The sequence below is a fragment of the Extensimonas perlucida genome (assembly GCF_007655255.1).
Lineage (GTDB): Bacteria > Pseudomonadota > Gammaproteobacteria > Burkholderiales > Burkholderiaceae_C > Extensimonas > Extensimonas perlucida.
This window is the reverse complement of record NZ_VMYE01000001.1, coordinates 402459-420702: the sequence shown is the minus strand read 5'-3', so window position 1 is coordinate 420702 and position 18244 is coordinate 402459. Positions and strand designations below refer to the sequence as shown.

Here is an 18244-nt window from a genome sequence, read left to right as displayed (position 1 = left end):
GGTGAATCATGAATTTCAGCATCGAATGCGAAGAAGAAACCGACGGTCGCTGGATTGCCGAGGTGCCTCAGCTACCGGGCGTCCTGTGCTACGGCAACACCGCCGAGCAAGCCATGGCCAAGGCTGAAATACTGGCTCTGCGCACACTGGCCGAGCGCCTCGAAAACAGCGAGGCTCGCCCCGTTCCCATCCATATTTCCATCCCCATCGCCGCATGAGCCAATGGCCGTCCATCAAGGCCAGGCGTCTGCTTACGGTGTTGCTTGGCATGGGCTGGAGGATCAAACGGCAGTCGGGTTCTCACCGCACCTTGGCTCGCGAGGGATGTCCAGATTTCGTCTTCGCCTTTCACGACGGCGAAGAAATCGGTCCGCGGATGCTCGCGCGCATCGCCAAACATACCGGCATCACTCCGGGAGACCTGTAGCCCAGTGGTTGCTTGCTGCGCCTCGACGCGGCCAAGCTACACCACCACCACGCGCCCGTCCCCACTGAGAAAAGCCGCGTACACGGATACATCGCCCGCTGGTGCCACCAAGGCTTTCACCGCCTCGCGGTAATGCTTCAGTTGTGAGAGCAAATCGGCCTGCTGCTCGGGTGCGGCGGCGCTTTTGTAGTCGAGCACCCACCAGCCCGCGAGCTCCGCCGGGCTGTGGCGATAGACGAGGCGGTCCAGGCGCAGGCTCTGGCCCTGGTAGTGCAGCGGCACCTCGTTCGCGGCCTGCGCGATGCCGTCCGGCTCCCAAGCCCAGGCGCCGCCGCCCGCAAGGATGCGCTGCGCGAGCGCGGCCGCCTGCGTGGCGGCGGCCAGGCTCAGGCCGTGTGTTTGCGCAAGCAGCGCGAGCCGCACCGCGGGCCAGCCCGCGCGGCGCCAGGTCTGCAGCTGCAGCGCGCTCGCGACGCCGGCTTGTTCGAGCAACTCGTGCATGGCATTGCCCAGGCGCGCCGCGGGGTCATTCGCTGCGGTGCTGTCCGGCCCCTGCGGGGGATCGAGGACGACGCTGGAAACAGGGCTTGGCACCGCGCCAGCCCCCATGGTCCCGTACGCAGACTCGGCCTGCGCAAAGGCGGGCAGCTCGGGCAGCACAAAAGTCTGGCTTTCGGCAGTGCCCGCGGGCGCTTCGGGCGACGCCTGCTCGGCGGCTGTGTCCTGGTGCTGCGCGCTATCGGGTGCCGCAGCGGTCGCAGACACCGCAGTTGCAGACACCGCAGTTGCAGACACCGCAGCATCCGACGCCGGGGCGACGGACGCCGAGGCCGCGGCGGGCGCATGGAGCGCCTCCGGCGCCACGTCTTCGAGCAAGCCAGCCGCCGCAGCACCGATCTGCTTCCACCAGCTGTCGGACGCGCTGCGGCTGGTCTGCGTGGCCGAGAGCACGAGGCAGCGGCGCGCGCGCGTCATGGCGACGTAGAGCTTGTTGCGCTCCTCGCGCAGGCGTGCCTGCAGTTCGGCCGCGAGCGTTTCTTCGGCGCTCGGCGGCGGCTCGGACTCCTTGGCGAGGAAGACGAGGCGGCGCGGCGCGGCCTGCGCGCCCGGCCAGTCGATCAGCACACCCATGCTCTCGGCCTTTTGCGCGGGCGCGTCGCAGTCGAGCAGCAGCACGCAGTCGGCCTCCAGCCCCTTGGCGCCGTGCACCGTGAGCAGGCGCACGGCCTGCAGATCGGCGCGCAGCGGCGCGGGCACGCCGCCTTTTTTCATGGCGCGCACGAAGGCGTAGGGTGTGAGGTAGCGCCCGCCCGCGTGCTGCAAGGCGGCGCCGAGCAGCGCGCGCAGCTGCGCTTGCACGAGCTGCCGCTGCGCTGCGGGCGCGGCCGCGGCAAAGCGCGCGAGCACGTCGCCGTGCGTGTAGATGGCGTGCAGCGCGTCGTGCGGCGGCAGGCTGCGCACCCAGCCCTGGTATTGCATCAAAATGGGCCCTAACGTGCGTCCATCCTGCGTGAGCAGCTCCTCTTTTTGAAGCAATTCGAACCAGCTGCTGGCTGCCTGCGCGGGCGCGCGGCGCAGGCACGCAAGGCGCACGAGCTGCTCGTCCGCCAAGCCGAACAAGGGCGACTTCAGCGCGCGCGCGAGCGCCAGGTCGTTGCCCGGCGAGACCAGCGCGTCGAGCAGCGCCACCATGTCCTGCACCGCGGGGGCGTCGTAGAGGTCGGCTTTTTCGGGCTGCACGCAAGGGATGTGCAGCGCGCGCAGCGCTTCTTCCATGAAGCCAAGGCGGTCGCGCTTTTGCGCGAGCACCAGCACCTCGCGCGGCGGCGTGCCGCTTTCGATCTGCGCCGCCACCCACTGCGCAGCCTGGGCGCATTCGCGCAGGCGCAGGCTTTCCTCGGGCGTGTGGCGCGGCGTCGTCAGGCTGTCGCGCCATTCGGGCTGGGGCAGCGGCTGGGTCTCGGCTGCGCTCTGCGCCGGGGCCTGCGCAGACGCAGGCAGCGCGTCCTGCCCCTCGACGGCGCTTGCGCCGCTACTTGCGCCGCCACTTTCGCCGCCGCTTTTCATGCCGCCCTCGGCGCCCTCCCCGGCTTTGGCGCCGTCCTGCATGTCGCTCGCTTGGGCGTCCGCGCTGGCCGTGACCGGCGGCAGGCGCAGCAGCCGGCCCGCCTCGGCCGACTCGGTGCTGTGCGCGCGAAAGCCGCTCGTGTGGCCCTGCACCTGCGCGGCCTGCATGACCTGGTTCACGGCGGCGAGCACGCGCCGCGCGTTGCGCCGCGTGTGGTCGCAGCTGAGCAAGTCGCCGCCCAGCGCCGTGCGCACGAAGTCCTGCGCCGCGACGAACACCTGCGGCTCGGCGCGGCGAAAGCGGTAGATGCTCTGCTTGGGGTCGCCCACGATGAACACGCTGGGCGCCGCACCGCCGCCCGCGCCCGCGTAGCCCGAAAGCCAGGCGTGCAGCGCCTGCCACTGCAGCGGGTTGGTGTCCTGAAATTCGTCGATGAGCAGGTGGCGCACGCGCGCGTCCAGGCGCTCCTGCACCCAGCCGCTGAGCACAGGGTCGGCGAGCATGCGTTGCGCCATGCGCTCGACGTCGTTCATGTCCACCCAGCCGCGCGCGCGCTTGAGCGCGGCAAACTGCGCGAGCAGACAGCGCGTGAGCCGCGCCATGCGCTGCTGGTGCTGCCAGGCCGCGTGCTGGCGGCGCGCGCGCAGCAGCATTTGCAACTCGGCTTCGGCTTCTTGCGCCGCAGCAAATTTTTGCAAGTGGTTGCTCAGCCGGTCGGCACTCGCCACGAAAAGCGCCTTGCGCAACCTGTCCAGCCGCGCGTCGAGGTCTGCGCGGGCCAAGGCATCGACGATCGCGGCGGCGGCTTTTTGCGGCGTCTTGTTGCGCTCTGCGGCAAGCGCTTTCGCCCACGCCTGCCAGCGCGCGAGCGCCTCGGGTTGCGCGAGCGCCTGCGCGGGCTCTTCGAACGCCTGCAATGGGGCAAACATCTGCGCGAAATGCGGCACCGATGCCGCGACCACGCCAGCGGCGTCGGCCAGGTCGAACTCCACTCGCTTGGCCAGCACCGCGGCGAGCGCCTTGTGCGTCTGCGTGCGCCCATGCGTGGCCACCACGGCTTCGTAGTCGGCACGCAGCGGCGCGTCCGCCGCGACGGCCTGCAGAAAAGGCTGCCAGACCTCGCGCACGGCCTGCGCGTCATCCTCGAGCAGTTCGAAGCGCGCGGGCAGGCCGTGCTCCTGCAGCACCGCGAGCGGCGCCGTGCCCAGCAGCGCGGCAAACCAGCTGTGGAAGGTGCGAATCTGCACGGGGCGCGCGCTCTCGAGCACGTGTCGGTATAAATTCCGTAGCTGCTCACGCTGATTGGATGCGGCCTGCGGGCTCAAACCCCTGTGAATCAGCTCCTGCGTGAGCGCCTCGGGCGGCAGTTGCGCGAACTGCTGCAGCCATTCCTGCAGGCGCTGGCGCATTTCGCCCGCGGCCTTTTTGGTGAAGGTGATGGCCAGAATCTCGTGCGGCGCGCAGCCTTCGAGCAGCGCGCGCAGCATGCGCGAGACCAGCATCCAGGTCTTGCCCGCGCCCGCACAGGCTTCCACGGCCACGCTGCGCCGCGGGTCGCAGGCGATGGCGTAAAACTCGGCGCGTTCGACGTGGCGGCCATTGTGTTCGTAGGCGGCTTGTTCGGGCAGCAACGTATCTGCATCCGCCTTTTTGTCGGAAGGTTCCATCTCGGTCGGCTTGCTCGTCATTGCCAAAAATCCTTGCGGCACAGGCCGCGCGCGGCGCAAAAGTCGCACACCGGGCCTTCGCCCAGCGCGGGCAGCGGCGCCCCGGCGGCGATGCGGCCCAGGTCGCTGCGGATGCCGGCGCGCAGCAGCGTGCGCAGCGCGAGCACGTCTTGTTGCTCATAGGTCGCGGTTTCGCCGCGCTCGCCCACGTTCACATAGGCCGCGCGCAGGCGTTCGGCGCCGAGCAATGCGGCATAAAACGCGAGTTGCGTGTCCTCGGCGCCGTCTGCGATGCGCTGCTTGGTCTTGGCTGCGCTCTCGGTTTTGTAGTCGATCACGAAGGGAATAGGTTCGCCTTCCGGCGGTTCAGGTACTTCATCGACGCGGTCGAGCTTGCCCACGAGCCGCCACGCGTCGAGCGGCTGCTCGAGCGCCAGCTCCGCCTGCCGAAACACCGCGCCCTGCGCTTCGTGCTCTGCGAGCCAGCGCAAATAACCGTCACGCACCTGCGGCCAGGTCGCGGCAAAGGGCAGAAAGCCGCCCGCGTCCAGCCCCAGTTGCGCCGTCGCGGCCTGCGCCGCGGTGTCGAGCAAGTCCGCACGCGCGGCAGCATCGGACGCGGGCGCGAAAACATCTGACGCTGACGCATCACGCAGCCGCTCATGAAAATGCTGCAGCACGAGGTGCAGCCAGCTGCCGAAGTCGCGCTTGTCGATCTCGGCTTCGAGCTCGCCCGCCTCCTGCAAACCGAGCTGGCGCAGCGCAAAAAAGCGGTACGGGCAGGCGCGCAGGTCGGCGTACATGCTCGCAGAGAGCTTGCGCACGGGCAGCGATGCAGCGCTGGGCGCGGGCCGCAGCGTAGGTGCGGCGCGGACCTCGCGGGCGCAGCGCGCGTCCACGCCTGCCGCGGTCAGGCCGTCGCATTGCAAAGCCTGCAGCAAGGGGCTGGGCAAAAGCGGCTCGCCGCCCTCGTCGCTGCTGCGCCAGAGCACATCCACCGCGGGCAGCTGCATGGCGCTGCGCCAGGCGGCGCGCTGCGCGGCGGCGAGCTGCGCGCGCGTGGGCAGGCTCCAGGCACTGCGCTGCGCCTCACTCCACGGGCCCTGGGGCTCGGGCGCGGCCGGCAGGCGTTTTTCGTCGCAACCGGCCAGCACCAGCGCATCGAAGGGGCGTGCGAGCAGTTGGGCCAGCGGCAGCAGCACTACGCGCGCGTCCGCTGGGGCCGGCGGCACATAGCGCGCGGCCTCGAGCACGGCGTCGGCCCAGCGCGTGAATTCGGCCAGCGTGAGGCGCTGCGCCGCGCCCTCCCAGTCGTCCAGGCCCCACTGCAGCGCATCGTGCAGGCGCAGCGCCTGCAGCACGAGCGCGCCCGCCGCGTCGCCCTCGAGCGGCGCCCACAGGCCGCTGGCCGAAAGCAGCTCACGCAACGCCCGCAGCCAGTCCGCGAGCGGCCGCGCCGCGTGCAGGCGCGCGCGCCAGTGCTCCACCGCGGCGACGAGCGCAGCCACGTGCGCGGTCTGTGGCGGCCCGCTCCGATCACCCCAATCGCGCGCGGCCACGCTGCGCCAGTGCGGCGCAGGGTCGGCGCGCAGACTGCGTTCCAGCGCATCGAGCGTGGCGCCGTCAACCGCCGGCGCCTGCTTGAGCGCGTCGAGCACGGCGTCGCTCGCCGCGTCCCAGGCGCAAGCCTGCAGCAGCGCCATGGTCTGCGCCGCGGCGCGCGTGGTGGCAAGCGTCCAGCCCGTCTCGTCGCGCACGGCCACGCCCGCGCCCTCGAGCTGCGCGCGGATGCGGCGCGTGAGCGCGCGGTCGATCGCGCCCAGCGCCACGGCTGCACGCCCTTGCGCGAGATGTGCGAGCACGCAGGCAGCCGCGCGCTGGGCTTCGTCCTCGGCATCGCTCGCGGCGTGCACGGCAACCTGCGGTTTATCACCACCAGCAACGCGCGATGATTCCTCTTTTTGTAGTGGCAAGACAAGTGCCGGTGTGCCACCCGAAGCATTCCAATGCGCACACAAAGCCTGCGCCAAAGGGTCGGGCTGCAAGCCTTCGAGCAGCATGAGCGCATCCGCCGCCGCGCGCAGCGCGGACGAAAACAGCACGTCCGTGGGATGCGACGAGGCCAGCACCCACTCGAGCGCGATGCGCGCCACGGCGGCCTCGTAGCGCAAAGGCTGACCGGCGTCCGGCGCGGGCAGCAGGCTGCGCGCGCTCTCGCCCCAGGCGGCGCGCTGGGATGGCGGCACGGCGGCAACGGCGGGGGCGAGCTGGCTCGCGGCCTCTTGCAGCGGCGCAGCCAGCAGCGCGCGCTCGGCGCCCAGCCCCGCACGTTCGAGCAGACTGCGCGCGCTCAAGGCGTCGCGCGCCGCTTCGCCCGTGAAATCGCCCGACGCCGGCACCCAGGCCGCGAGCGTGCGCGCCCAACTGCGCGTGGTCACAAAGCGCGGCGCAAAGCCCTCGGGCTGCCAGCGCGCCCAAAAGCGCTGCGCCCACGGCAGCAGCTGCGCAAAAGGCAGCAGCACCACGGTGCGCGCCGCTACCACGCCATGCGCGCGCAGATGCGCTGCGAGGCAGGCGAAAACAGGGCACCAAACGCGCTCGTAGCAATCGTTTATAGCTATCTCGTCCATAGCTTGCGCGGGCGTGCCCACACCTGCTTCCCAGGCACTGCTTTCTGTCACAATGCCCCCAGCTTGAACGACGAGGTAAACAAGGTAATTCCCATGGCCAACGAACTCATCAAACACATCTCCGACAGCAGCTTCGAAGCCGACGTGCTCCAGTCCCCCACGCCGGTGCTGGTGGACTTCTGGGCCGAATGGTGCGGCCCCTGCAAAATGATCGCCCCGATTCTCGACGAAGTCGCGAGCAGCTACCAAGGCAAGCTGCAAATCGCCAAGATGAACGTCGATGACAACCGCGCCATTCCCGCCAAGTTCGGCATCCGCGGCATTCCCACGCTGATGCTGTTCAAAAACGGCCAGCTCGCCGCCACCAAGGTTGGGGCGCTGGCCAAGGCGCAGCTCACGGCGTTCATCGACGAACAGCTCGCTTGACCCTCTTTTTTGATTTTCATTGCGCGGTACGGCAAAGACAGGTTGCCGCACCGCCATCGTTTTGCCGCGCGCCCCGCTGAGGGCGTTTTTCCTGTCATAATCAGCGCCCATTCGGCTGGCATGCAAACGCAGCCGGCCCGAGCCCACCGGGCTCACCCTCCGGGCAGACCCGCAGCGCCGACACCGCGCTTTGCCGGGGCCGCTGCCCAGCCTCTTTCCCCATCGCTTTCCCAGCCACTCCGCCAGGAGTCCCCTTCATGCACCTCAATGAACTCAAGGCACTGCACGTGTCTGAAGTCCTGACACAAGCCGAAGAGCTTGGCATCGAAAACACCGGCCGCATGCGCAAGCAGGAGCTGATGTTCGCCATCATCAAAAAGCGCGCCAAAGCCGGCGAGCAGGTGTTTGCCGACGGCGTGCTCGAAATCCTGCCCGACGGCTTCGGCTTTCTGCGCAGCCCCGACACCAGCTACACCGCGAGCACCGACGACATCTACATCTCGCCCAGCCAGGTGCGCCGCTTCAACCTGCACACCGGCGACATGATCGAGGGCGAGGTGCGCATTCCCAAGGAAGGCGAGCGCTACTTCGCGCTCAACAAGCTCGACAAGGTCAACGACGGCCCGCCCGAACAGAACAAGCACAAGGTGATGTTCGAGAACCTCACGCCGCTCTTTCCCAAGGAGCAGCTCAAGCTCGAGCGCGACATCAAGAGCGAGGAAAACATCACAGGCCGCATCATCGACATCATCGCGCCCATAGGCAAAGGCCAGCGCGCGCTGATCGTCGCGCCGCCCAAGAGCGGCAAGACGGTGATGATGCAGCACATCGCCCACGCGATCACCGCAAACAACCCCGACGTGCACCTGATGGTGCTGCTGGTCGACGAGCGCCCCGAAGAAGTGACCGAGATGCAGCGCACCGTGAAAGGCGAGATCATCGCCTCGACCTTCGACGAGCCTGGCACGCGCCACGTGCACGTGGCCGAGATGGTGATCGAGCGCGCCAAACGCCTGGTCGAACTCAAGAAAGACGTGGTGATCCTGCTCGACTCGATCACGCGCCTGGCGCGCGCCTACAACAACGTCGTGCCCTCGAGCGGCAAGGTGCTCTCGGGCGGCGTGGATGCGAACGCGCTGCACCGCCCCAAGCGCTTTTTCGGCGCCGCCCGCAAGGTCGAGGAAGGCGGCAGCCTGACCATCATCGCCACGGCGCTGGTCGACACCGGCAGCCGCATGGACGAAGTGATCTTCGAAGAATTCAAGGGCACGGGCAACTGCGAAATCCACCTGAGCCGGCGCCTCTACGAAAAGCGCGTGTTCCCCGCGATCGAGCTCAACAAGAGCGGCACGCGCCGCGAAGAGCTGCTCTTGCCGCCCGAAATCCTGCAAAAGACGCGCATCCTGCGCCAGTTCCTCTACAACATGGACGAAATCGAAGCCATGGAACTCATGATCAAGAACATGAAGACCACGAAAAACAATGTGGAGTTCTTCGACATGATGCGCCGCGGCGGCTGAAGGCTGCAACAAGGCCGTATGCGATAATAGAGAGCTTTTCTCGCGGAAAGTACGCTCGACTCTCACGGCGCAGGGGTTGCACCGGGTCAGGCGCGGCTGCCGCAGCATCTCATCCGAGGAAGAATCATGAAAGAAGGCATCCACCCCAACTACCGCGAAGTGCTGTTCGTGGACCAATCCAACGGTTTCAAGTTCGTCACGCGCTCGTGCGTGAATACCAAAGAAACCGCCAAGACCGACGACGGCCGCGAACTGCCGCTCTTCAAGCTCGACACCTCGAGCGAGTCGCACCCGTTTTACACCGGCACGCAAAAATCTGTGGACAACATGGGCGGCCGCGTCGAGAGGTTCCGCAACCGCTTCGGCAAGACGGGCGCCAAGAAGTAATCCCCTGCGTCGGGCTGAATACCGGACGTTTCGGCACAGCCGGTTGCATGCGACGTGCCCTTCGTGCGGTACGCCATACGACCTTATGAACAAGGCAGCGCGGCAGCTCAGGCCACCGCGCTGCTTTTTCTTTGCCTTTCTGCCCAGGGGAAACCGCAAGACGCGCACTGCCGATTGCATGTCCTCACTCGCCTCGCTGCCCTCGCCTTGACCCCGTGAACCTGCCCAACCCCGCCATCGTAAGCCAGGATGCCGCGCGCCCACTTCCGCGCTGGGCGCTGCTGTTGCTGTGCCTGGCGTACGTCGCGAGCGGTTTCATCGGGCGCAGCCCGTGGAAAAGCGTCGATGTCATGTCTCTGGGCTACATGCTGGAGCTCGCCCGCGGGCACACGAATTGGTTTGCGCCGCAGATGCTGGGCCTGCCTGCTGCCGCCAGCGACGGACTGCTGCCGTACTGGCTTGGTGCCTGGGCGATCCGCGCCGCCACGCCTTGGCTCGATGCCGCAGTGGCGGCACGGCTGCCCTTCATGGCCTTGCTCAGCCTCACGCTGCTTGCAAGCTGGTGGGGCGTGTATTACCTCGCGCGTCGCCCGCAGGCGCAGCCCGTGGCCTTTGCCTTCGGCGGCGAGGCCAAGCCCTCGGACTACGCGCGCGCCATCGCCGACGGCGCGCTGCTCGCGCTGCTCGCCTGTCTGGGGCTTGCGCAACTCGCGCATGAAGCGAGCAGCTACCTCGTGCAGCTTACCTGCACCGCGCTGGTGTTCTGCGGCGCAGCAGCCCTGCCTTACCACCGCCGGCTCGCACTCGGCAGCTTTACCGCGGGCCTTTGCGGGCTGAGCCTGTCCGGGGCACCCAGCATCTCGGCGCTGCTTGGGCTGGGCAGCCTGGCGCTGCTGTGGCAGACGCCAGACCACGCGGCGCAGCAAGCTGCAGCTGCGCCGCGCAGGCGCACGAGCTTGCTGATGCTGGGCAGCACGGCATTTGCCGCGGCGCTCGCCGCAGCGCTGGGCCTGTGGCGTTGGAACATGGGCGATTCCTGGCTCAGTTGGCAAGATTGGCGCAATCTGCTGCGGCTGTTGCTGTGGTTCGGCTGGCCCGCGTGGCCGCTGGCCTTGTGGACGCTGTGGCGCTGGCGCCAGCAGCTTTTGCACCCTCCCGGCACGCAGCATTTGCTGCTGCCGCTGTGGTTCGTGCTGGTTGCGCTGGCCTCTACGTTCACCACGTCACCGGCCGACCGCAGCCTGTTGCTGGGGCTGCCGGCCATGGCCGCGCTCGCTGCCTTTGCCCTGCCCACGCTCAAGCGCGCGATGGCGGCGTTGATCGACTGGTTCACACTGCTCTTTTTCACGGCGCTGGCTCTCGCGCTGTGGGTGGTGTGGGTGGCCATGCAGACCGGCATACCCGCCAAGCCCGCGGCCAACGTCGCGCGGCTGGTGCCGGGCTTTGCGCCCGAACTTTCCTGGCCACCCCTGCTGCTGGCGCTGGCCGCGAGTTTTTGCTGGTGTGCGCTCGTGTGGTGGCGGGCCGCGCGCCACCGCGCGCCGATCTGGAAAACCCTGGTGCTGCCCGCGGGCGGCACCACCTTGTGCTGGCTGCTGCTCACCACCGTGTGGCTGCCGGCGCTCGACTATGCGCGCAGCTATGCGCCGCAGATGCAGCGCCTCGTGCATGCGCTTGGTGCAGCGCCGGGCTGCGTGCAGGTGGGGGGCGTAGGCCGCCCGCAGGCCGCGGCGCTGCTGTACCACACGCGGCTGCACCTCGAGACCGCGCGGCCGTCATCGGTCTGCCGCTGGCTCGTGGTCGATGCGGACCACTGGCCCGCCCATGTTCCCGGTGCGGTTCCGCGTGAATGGCAACTCGCCGCGCGCATCGTGCGTCCGACCGACAAGGACGATGCGCTGCTGCTGCTGCGCCGCGCCAGCGACACCGCCGCAGACGCACCATGAGCGAGCGCGCGCTGATCGTGCGCCACGCCCTCACGGTGCTCGTGGTGCAGTGGGCGGTGATGGCCTTCGGACTCGCAGACACGGTCGTCGCCGGTCGCCACAGCGCGACAGCGCTCGCGGCCCTCTCGGTGGGATCGGCGATCTTCGTCAGCGTGTTCATTGCGCTCACGTGCGTGCTGCAAGCGCTGCTACCCCTGTGGGCCGAATGACACGGCGCGCAAAAGCCGGCGCGCATCGGCCACTCGGTGCGACAGGCGCGGTACCTGTGGGCGTTGCTCAGCGCGCAGGGCATGGCGCTTTTGCTCGCGCCCGACGCGCTGCTGCGCTGGGTCGAGGTGCCGCCGCCATCGCGCGCCGAGGTACGGCGCTCCCTGACCGTGCTCGTAATCGGCCGGTGAACCCGTCTTGAATGACCTGTTGGGGTTGAGCAAAATCGTGTGCACGCAAATGAACGCGGACACGATGCTCAAAGACCCTCAGACACCGGCCTTCGTCCCCATCGAGTTGAGCGCCGTAGCGTCAACGAGCGCCGGTGAGCAGCCGTCCATGGACTCCAGGCAAAAGCCCTGGGTGTCAAGGTAGCTGACCAGCGGGCAGTAGCCGTCCACGCCGGCGTAAGTCCGGCCTACGTGTTCCTTGGCGGTGCCACTGTTGTGTTCGGCTGCGCCGAATCCTTCGCTGCGCTCAGTACCGCCACCGCGTGGCGTCCTGCGCCCTTCGGGCTGGTCCATGGCGAAGGTGTCCATGTCCAGCGGCATCCAGCCGCAGGGCAGGGCGGCGAAGTCGATGGCCTGGCTGGCCGGCGATGCGCAGGCCGAGCACTGCGGCATTGATGGCGTCTGCGCGCTCGAACCAGGCTGCGCCGTGGCTGTCCAGACGCTGGCGCTGAGCTGGCCTCAGGCTGGCGCCCGTGGTTGCGAGCAAACTCGCGGGTAATGGTCGAAGGCGCGCGCTTGAGCTTGCGGGCTAGCCCGCAAGCTCAAGCCGTTTTCAAGCCAGACTTGTATCAAGGCGCGCTCTTCCAGGCTCAGATGGGTGTAGGTTTTGGACATGCAACAGATTCTCCAGGATGGGTGTTGCACTTGGTTTTTGAGCGCGGGCGGTAAAAAATGGGCCGCTGCGGCGCATTCGCAGCCGACGATTCCAAAGTCCGACAGGCTTCCTGCACCTACACTCGCGCCATGACGCCCGCGCAGATCGAAGCCTTTTTCACCACGCTACAGGCCGACAACCCCGCGCCGCGCAGCGAACTCGAATACTCCACCCCGTTCGAGCTGCTCGTGGCAGTGCTGCTGTCGGCCCAGGCCACCGACGTGGGCGTGAACAAGGCCACACGCCGCCTGTTTGCCGTGGCGAACACGCCGCAAGCCATCCTCGCGCTCGGGCAGGAGGGGCTCGAGAGCTACATCAAAACCATAGGCCTGTACCGCAGCAAGGCGCGCCACCTGCTCGAAACCTGCCGCATCCTCGTGGAACGTTACGGCGGCGAGGTGCCGCGCACGCGCGAGGCGCTCGAGGCGCTGCCCGGCGTAGGGCGCAAAACGGCCAACGTGATCCTCAACGTGGCCTTTGGCGAGCCCACCATCGCCGTCGATACGCACATCTTCCGCGTCTGCAACCGCACGAGCCTCGCGCCGGGCAAGACGCCGCTCGAAGTCGAACGCAAGCTGCTCGAACGCGTGCCTGAAAAATACCTGCAGCACGCGCACCACTGGCTCGTGCTGCTCGGCCGCTACGTCTGCCAGGCGCGCAAGCCGCGCTGCTGGGAATGCAAGGTCGCGCGCTGGTGCGACTACGCGCCCAAGCCGCCGGCGCCGCAGCGCCCTCGGCCGTAAAGGCCTTGCGCCAAGGTGCAGCGGCAATTTTTGCCATCGTCCCCCATCCGCCCGCGGCCATGTCCGCGTGGCACGCAGCGCATGCGAAAATCGCCGCCCACTGGCGCATCCGCTGCCAACCCTGCTGGAAGTCCGATTTTGGAATTCCAGCCGCCCGGCCCCATCTGGGCAAGCAGGCATTGCAAGCCACATCCCACATTCAAGATTTCAGAAAGAACCACCCATGGACGCAGAACGCATCAACCAGATCGGCAACACCTTGAGCGAGCTCGGCGCGCGCACCGAGGATTTACGGAGGTATCTTTGACTTCGATGCCAAGTTCGAACGTCTGAGAACCGTCAACGCCGCGCTCGAAGACCCGGCGGTCTGGAACGACCCCAAAAGGGCCCAGGAGCTGGGCAAAGAGAAAAAGTTGCTCGACGACGTGGTGCTCACGCTTGAGCGCCTCACGCGCGAGCTGGCCGACAACACCGAGCTGTTCGAGATGAGCAAGGCCGAGGGCGACGAAGCCGGCCTACTCACCATCGAGGCCGAGGCCGCCAAGCTGCAGCCGGCGATCGAGCAGCTCGAATTCCGCCGCATGTTCAACAACCCGGCCGACCCGCTCAACGCCTTTTTGGACATCCAGGCGGGCGCCGGCGGCACCGAGGCCTGCGACTGGGCCAGCATGCTGCTGCGCCAGTACCTCAAGTACGCCGAGCGCAAGGGCTTCAAGGCCACGGTCGAAGAAGAAACCCCGGGCGACGTGGCCGGCATCAAGAGCGCCACGGTCAAAATCGAGGGCGACTACGCCTACGGCCTGCTGCGCACCGAAACCGGCGTGCACCGCCTGGTGCGCAAGAGCCCGTTCGACAGCGCGGGCGGGCGCCACACCAGTTTTGCGAGCGTGTTCGTCTATCCCGAGATCGACGACTCGATCGAGATCGACATCAACCCCGCCGACGTGCGCGTCGATACCTACCGCGCGAGCGGCGCGGGCGGCCAGCACATCAACAAGACCGATTCGGCCGTGCGCCTGACGCACATCCCCACGGGCATCGTGGTGCAGTGCCAAGACAGCCGCAGCCAACACAGCAACCGCGACGTGGCCTGGCGGCGCCTGCGCTCGCGCCTGTACGACCACGAGATGCGCAAGCGCATGGAGGCGCAGCAAAAGCTCGAAGAAACCAAGACCGACGTGGGCTGGGGCCACCAGATCCGCAGCTACGTGCTCGACCAGAGCCGCATCAAGGACTTGCGCACCAGCGTCGAGATCAGCAACACGCAAAAAGTGCTCGACGGCGACCTCGACGCTTTCATCGAGGCCAGCCTCAAGCAAGGCGTCTGACGCCAGCCATTTTTACAAGCCTTTTTGCCATCTAGCTCAGATACCACCTGTGCAAGCAGCTACCAAAACCAATGCAATGGAAACCGCCATGCGTGAAGCCCAAGCCACCGTCACCCGGCGCGAGGACTACGCCCCGCCGGCCTACTGGATCGACAGCGTCGACCTGAGCTTCGACCTCGACCCGGCCAAGACGCGCGTGCTCAATCGCATGCGCGTGCGCCGCAACCCCGACATGCCCGCGCAGCCGCTGCGCCTCGACGGCGAGGAGCTGAACCTCGCGCGCGTGCTCGTCAACGGCCAAGGCACCAGCTTCAAGCTGGACGGCGGCCAGCTCGTGCTCGAAAACCTGCCCGCGGGCAGCGAGCCCGTGGAGCTCGAAATCTTCACCACCTGCGCGCCCGCCAAAAACACCCGGCTCATGGGCCTGTACGTGAGCGAGGGCACCTTTTTCACGCAGTGCGAGGCCGAGGGTTTTCGGCGCATCACCTACTTCCTCGACCGCCCGGACGTGATGGCGAACTACACCGTCACGCTGCGCGCCGACAAGGCCGCGTACCCGGTGCTGCTCTCCAATGGCAACCTGGTCGCGCAAGGCGAGCTCGAAGACGGGCGCCACTGGGCCCGCTGGGTCGATCCGCACAAAAAGCCCTGCTACCTGTTCGCGCTGGTCGCGGGCAAGCTCGTGGCGCGCGAGCAGCGCATCCGCAGCCGCGCAGGCACCGAGCACCTGCTGCAGGTCTATGTGCGCCCGGGCGACCTCGACAAGACCGAACATGCGATGCAGTCGCTCATGGCTGCGATCGCCTGGGACGAGGCGCGCTTTGGCCTGCCGCTCGACCTGGAGCGCTTCATGATCGTCGCGACCAGCGACTTCAACATGGGCGCGATGGAAAACAAGGGCCTGAACATCTTCAACACCAAGTTCGTGCTCGCCAACCCCGCCACGGCCACCGACACCGACTACGCGAACATCGAAAGCGTGGTCGCGCACGAATACTTTCACAACTGGACGGGCAACCGCGTCACCTGCCGCGACTGGTTCCAGCTCAGCCTCAAAGAGGGCCTGACGGTGTTCCGCGACCAGGAGTTCAGCCAGGACATGGCCGGCAGCCCCTCGGCGCGCGCCGTCCGGCGCATCGAAGACGTGCGCGTGCTGCGCACCGCGCAGTTCCCCGAGGACGCCGGCCCCATGGCGCACCCGGTGCGGCCCGACAGCTACATCGAGATCAGCAACTTCTACACCGTCACGATCTACGAAAAAGGCGCGGAAGTCGTGCGCATGATGCAGACGCTGGTCGGCCGCGACGGCTTCGTTGCGGGCATGAAGCTCTACTTCGCGCGCCACGACGGCCAGGCCGTGGCCTGCGACGACTTCGCCCAGGCCATCGCCGACGCCAACCCCGCAAGCGCGCTCGCGCGCCATCTGGCGCAGTTCAAGCGCTGGTACAGCCAGGCCGGCACGCCGCGCGTGCGCGCGCAAGGCGCGTGGGACGCCGCGGCGCGCAGCTACACGCTCACGCTCACACAAAGCTGCCCGCCCACGCCGGGGCAGCCGCACAAAGAGCCCTTCGTGATCCCGCTCGAGCTCGGCCTGCTCGACGCCGCGGGGCACGCCCTGCCGCTGCAACTCGCGGGCGAAGACGCGCCCCACGGCACCACGCGCACACTGGTGCTGACCGAGCCCAGCCAGAGCTTCACCTTCGTCGAGATCGACGCCGCTCCCGTGCCCTCGCTGCTGCGCGGCTTCAGCGCGCCCGTGATCCTCGAAGACGAGGCGAGCGACGCGCAGCTGCTCACGCTGCTCGCGCACGACACCGACCCCTTCAACCGCTGGGAAGCCGGCCAGCGCCTGCTGCTGCGCGCAGCTATTGCTGCGATAGCTGATAGCGCCCTACAGATAAGCGCTAGCGGCCAATTTGATGCACAAATTCTGCCGGCCACACTGGTGCAGGCACTGCGCGAAGTGCTGCGCCACCCGCAGCTCGACGCCGCCTTCAAGGAGCTCGTGCTCACGCTGCCGGCCGAGAGCTACATCCACGAGCAGCTCGCCGAGGTCGATCCGCAGCGCGTGCATGCCGTGCGCGAAGCCATGCGATTGCAGCTCGCGCTTGCGCTGCACGCCGACTGGCAATGGGCCTGGGAGCAGCACCAGACGCCCGGCGCATACCGCCCCGACCCCATGTCCGCAGGCCGCCGCGCGCTCAGCAACCTCGCGCTGCACATGCTGTGCCTGGCCGCGCAGCAGGGAGCCTGTCGGACTTTGGGCGTCGATAGCGAGAATGCGCCCCAGCGAGGCCAGTTTTTGCCGGATTCGCCGCCCCATAGTGGTGCTATGGGGCAAGAAGCCGGTAAAAAATGGACCGCTGCGGCGCATTCGCAGCCGACGGCTCCAAAGTCCGACAGGCTCCGAGGCGATCCGGTCTGGCCCGGCAAGGCCTACCAGCGCGTCAAGACCGCAACCAACATGACCGAGCGTTTTGGCGCATTGAGCGCGCTGGTCGCGAGCGGCCACGAGCTCGCTGCGCCCGCGCTCGAGCGCTTTCATGCGCTGTTCAAAGACGAGCCGCTGGTCATCGACAAATGGTTCGCGCTGCAGGCCGGCGCGCCCGACCGCGGTGGCCAGGTGCTGCCCATCGTGCGCCAGCTCCTGCGGCACCCTGACTTCCACCTGGCCAATCCGAACCGCGCGCGCAGCCTGATCTTCAGCTACTGCCTGAACAACCCCGGCGCCTTCCACCGCCCCGACGGCGCGGGCTACCAGTTCTGGAGCGAGCGCGTACTCGAGCTCGACGCCATCAACCCGCAGGTCGCGGCGCGCCTGGCGCGCGCGCTCGACCGCTGGAAGAAGCTCGCCGAGCCCTGGCGCAGCGCCGCACGGGAAGCGCTCGCGCGCGTCGCCGCCAAGGCCGAGCTCAGCGCCGACGTGCGCGAAGTCGTAGGCCGCGCGCTCGCCGATGAATAATCGGTCGTTCCCAGCGACGTATCAAGGAGACTTTGCATGACCCAACACATCAGCCTCACGCGCTACCTGATCGAGCAGCAGCGCGAAGCCGGCCACATTCCGGCGCAGCTGCGCCTGCTGCTCGAAGTCGTGGCGCGCGCGTGCAAACGCATCAGCCTCACGGTGAACAAGGGCGCGCTCGGCAGCGTGCTCGGCAGCGCCGGGAGCGAAAACGTGCAGGGCGAAGTGCAGAAAAAGCTCGACATCATCGCCAACGAGGTGCTGATCGATGCCAACGAGTGGGGCGGGCACCTCGCCGCCATGGCCAGCGAGGAGATGGACGCCATCTACGTCGTGCCCAACCGCTTTCCCAAGGGCGAATACCTGCTGCTGTTCGACCCGCTCGACGGCTCCAGCAACATCGACGTGAACGTAAGCATAGGCACCATCTTCAGCGTGCTCAAAATGCCCGAGGACGACCGCGGCGTCGATGAAGGCGACTTTCTGCAACCCGGCCGCCAGCAAGTCGCCGCGGGCTACTGCATCTATGGCCCGCAAACCGTGCTCGTGCTCACCGTGGGCGACGGCGTGGCCATGTTCACACTGGACCGCGAGCAAGGCTCCTTCATGCTCACCGAAGAAAAGCTGCGCATCCCCGAAGACACCAAAGAGTTCGCGATCAACATGAGCAACATGCGCCACTGGGCCCCGCCCGTGCGGCGCTACATCGACGAATGCCTGCAAGGCAAGGACGGCCCGCGCGGCAAGGACTTCAACATGCGCTGGGTCGCGAGCATGGTGGCCGACGTGCACCGCATCCTCGTACGCGGCGGCATCTTCATGTACCCCTGGGACAAGCGCGAACCAAACAAGCCCGGCAAGCTGCGCCTGATGTACGAGGCCAACCCCATGGCCTGGCTGGTCGAACAAGCCGGCGGCGCCGCCACCAACGGCCACCAGCGCATCCTCGACATCCAGCCAAGCCAGCTGCACGAGCGCGTGAGCGTGATCCTGGGCTCCAAAAACGAGGTCGAGCGCGTCACGAGCTACCACACGGCGCTATAATTAC

Annotated in this window: 13 protein-coding genes and 2 pseudogenes; 12 read left to right on the top strand and 3 right to left on the bottom strand. The window is 67.6% G+C overall.

The window, feature by feature from the left end; all coding sequences use genetic code 11:
• The first annotated feature begins 8 nt into the window (after nucleotides 1-8).
• Complete coding sequence (locus FK527_RS02220; protein ID WP_144729210.1) at nucleotides 9-218, top strand: type II toxin-antitoxin system HicB family antitoxin; 210 nt, start codon at nucleotides 9-11, stop codon at nucleotides 216-218.
• Nucleotides 215-427, top strand: a complete 213-nt coding sequence (locus FK527_RS02215) for a type II toxin-antitoxin system HicA family toxin (protein ID WP_144729208.1) — start codon at nucleotides 215-217, stop codon at nucleotides 425-427. The genes FK527_RS02220 and FK527_RS02215 overlap by 4 nt, the downstream gene beginning before the upstream one ends.
• A 36-nt stretch (nucleotides 428-463) precedes the next feature.
• On the opposite strand, the gene FK527_RS17430 is transcribed toward FK527_RS02215, so the two are convergent.
• Together FK527_RS17430 and FK527_RS02205 are read right to left on the bottom strand one after the other, a co-directional pair.
• Nucleotides 464-4162, bottom strand: coding sequence for a UvrD-helicase domain-containing protein (locus FK527_RS17430; RefSeq protein ID WP_246072641.1), 3699 nt, complete (start codon nucleotides 4160-4162; stop codon nucleotides 464-466).
• A 17-nt stretch (nucleotides 4163-4179) separates the two neighbouring features.
• A complete protein-coding gene (locus tag FK527_RS02205; protein WP_144729438.1) occupies nucleotides 4180-6792 on the bottom strand; it encodes a PD-(D/E)XK nuclease family protein in 2613 nt (870 codons plus the stop codon).
• Between the two features lie 93 nt (nucleotides 6793-6885).
• Between FK527_RS02205 and trxA the strand changes: the two genes are divergently transcribed.
• The 5 genes and pseudogenes from trxA to FK527_RS17425 form a co-directional block, all read left to right on the top strand.
• The gene (gene trxA, locus FK527_RS02200; RefSeq protein WP_144729206.1) at nucleotides 6886-7218 is read left to right on the top strand and encodes a thioredoxin TrxA; all 333 of its coding nucleotides are present in this window, start codon (nucleotides 6886-6888) and stop codon (nucleotides 7216-7218) included.
• 257 nt (nucleotides 7219-7475) lie between these two features.
• The gene (rho, locus tag FK527_RS02195) at nucleotides 7476-8738 is read left to right on the top strand and encodes a transcription termination factor Rho (protein WP_144729204.1); all 1263 of its coding nucleotides are present in this window, start codon (nucleotides 7476-7478) and stop codon (nucleotides 8736-8738) included.
• 126 nt (nucleotides 8739-8864) lie between these two features.
• Nucleotides 8865-9125 carry a type B 50S ribosomal protein L31 gene (locus tag FK527_RS02190; RefSeq protein WP_144729202.1) on the top strand — a complete coding sequence of 87 codons (261 nt, stop codon included), beginning with the start codon at nucleotides 8865-8867 and terminating at the stop codon, nucleotides 9123-9125.
• A 215-nt stretch (nucleotides 9126-9340) separates the two neighbouring features.
• Complete coding sequence (locus FK527_RS02185; protein WP_144729200.1) at nucleotides 9341-11071, top strand: hypothetical protein; 1731 nt, start codon at nucleotides 9341-9343, stop codon at nucleotides 11069-11071.
• Nucleotides 11068-11454 (top strand): annotated as a pseudogene (locus FK527_RS17425) (MATE family efflux transporter); the annotation flags it as partial. The gene FK527_RS02185 and the pseudogene FK527_RS17425, both read left to right, overlap by 4 nt.
• A gap of 168 nt (nucleotides 11455-11622) precedes the next feature.
• Here FK527_RS17425 and FK527_RS17765 read toward each other — a convergent pair.
• A pseudogene (locus FK527_RS17765) lies at nucleotides 11623-11992 on the bottom strand (hypothetical protein); the annotation flags it as partial.
• 129 nt (nucleotides 11993-12121) lie between these two features.
• Between FK527_RS17765 and FK527_RS17675 the strand changes: the two are divergent.
• The 5 genes from FK527_RS17675 (at nucleotide 12122) to FK527_RS02155 (ending at nucleotide 18240) form a co-directional block, all read left to right on the top strand.
• A complete protein-coding gene (locus FK527_RS17675; protein ID WP_281287810.1) occupies nucleotides 12122-12256 on the top strand; it encodes a hypothetical protein in 135 nt (44 codons plus the stop codon).
• The gene (gene nth / locus FK527_RS02170; RefSeq protein WP_144729196.1) at nucleotides 12253-12906 is read left to right on the top strand and encodes an endonuclease III; all 654 of its coding nucleotides are present in this window, start codon (nucleotides 12253-12255) and stop codon (nucleotides 12904-12906) included. The genes FK527_RS17675 and nth overlap by 4 nt, the downstream gene beginning before the upstream one ends.
• Nucleotides 12907-13129: 223 nt before the next feature.
• Nucleotides 13130-14234, top strand: a protein-coding gene (gene prfB, locus FK527_RS02165) for a peptide chain release factor 2 (protein ID WP_144729194.1) whose coding sequence is annotated in 2 segments (ribosomal slippage) — nucleotides 13130-13210 and nucleotides 13212-14234 — 1104 coding nt in all. Because the reading frame shifts where the segments join, the coding sequence is not laid out codon by codon here.
• Nucleotides 14235-14322: 88 nt separating this feature from the next.
• Nucleotides 14323-17196 (top strand): aminopeptidase N, encoded by a 2874-nt coding sequence (gene pepN / locus FK527_RS02160; protein ID WP_246072627.1) that lies wholly within the window; start codon nucleotides 14323-14325, stop codon nucleotides 17194-17196.
• Nucleotides 17197-17232: 36 nt separating this feature from the next.
• Nucleotides 17233-18240 carry a class 1 fructose-bisphosphatase gene (locus FK527_RS02155; RefSeq protein WP_144729190.1) on the top strand — a complete coding sequence of 336 codons (1008 nt, stop codon included), beginning with the start codon at nucleotides 17233-17235 and terminating at the stop codon, nucleotides 18238-18240.
• The last annotated feature ends 4 nt before the right edge of the window (nucleotides 18241-18244 follow it).

Bases quoted from the DNA above. Each gene is read 5' to 3' on its own strand.
- FK527_RS02220 (WP_144729210.1), top strand. From the start codon at position 9: ATGAATTTCAGCATCGAATGCGAAGAAGAAACCGACGGTCGCTGGATT.
- FK527_RS02215 (WP_144729208.1), top strand. From the start codon at position 215: ATGAGCCAATGGCCGTCCATCAAGGCCAGGCGTCTGCTTACGGTGTTG.
- FK527_RS17430 (WP_246072641.1), bottom strand. From the start codon at position 4,162: ATGGAACCTTCCGACAAAAAGGCGGATGCAGATACGTTGCTGCCCGAA.
- FK527_RS02205 (WP_144729438.1), bottom strand. From the start codon at position 6,792: ATGGACGAGATAGCTATAAACGATTGCTACGAGCGCGTTTGGTGCCCT.
- trxA (WP_144729206.1), top strand. From the start codon at position 6,886: ATGGCCAACGAACTCATCAAACACATCTCCGACAGCAGCTTCGAAGCC.
- rho (WP_144729204.1), top strand. From the start codon at position 7,476: ATGCACCTCAATGAACTCAAGGCACTGCACGTGTCTGAAGTCCTGACA.
- FK527_RS02190 (WP_144729202.1), top strand. From the start codon at position 8,865: ATGAAAGAAGGCATCCACCCCAACTACCGCGAAGTGCTGTTCGTGGAC.
- FK527_RS17675 (WP_281287810.1), top strand. From the start codon at position 12,122: ATGCAACAGATTCTCCAGGATGGGTGTTGCACTTGGTTTTTGAGCGCG.
- nth (WP_144729196.1), top strand. From the start codon at position 12,253: ATGACGCCCGCGCAGATCGAAGCCTTTTTCACCACGCTACAGGCCGAC.
- pepN (WP_246072627.1), top strand. From the start codon at position 14,323: ATGCGTGAAGCCCAAGCCACCGTCACCCGGCGCGAGGACTACGCCCCG.
- FK527_RS02155 (WP_144729190.1), top strand. From the start codon at position 17,233: ATGACCCAACACATCAGCCTCACGCGCTACCTGATCGAGCAGCAGCGC.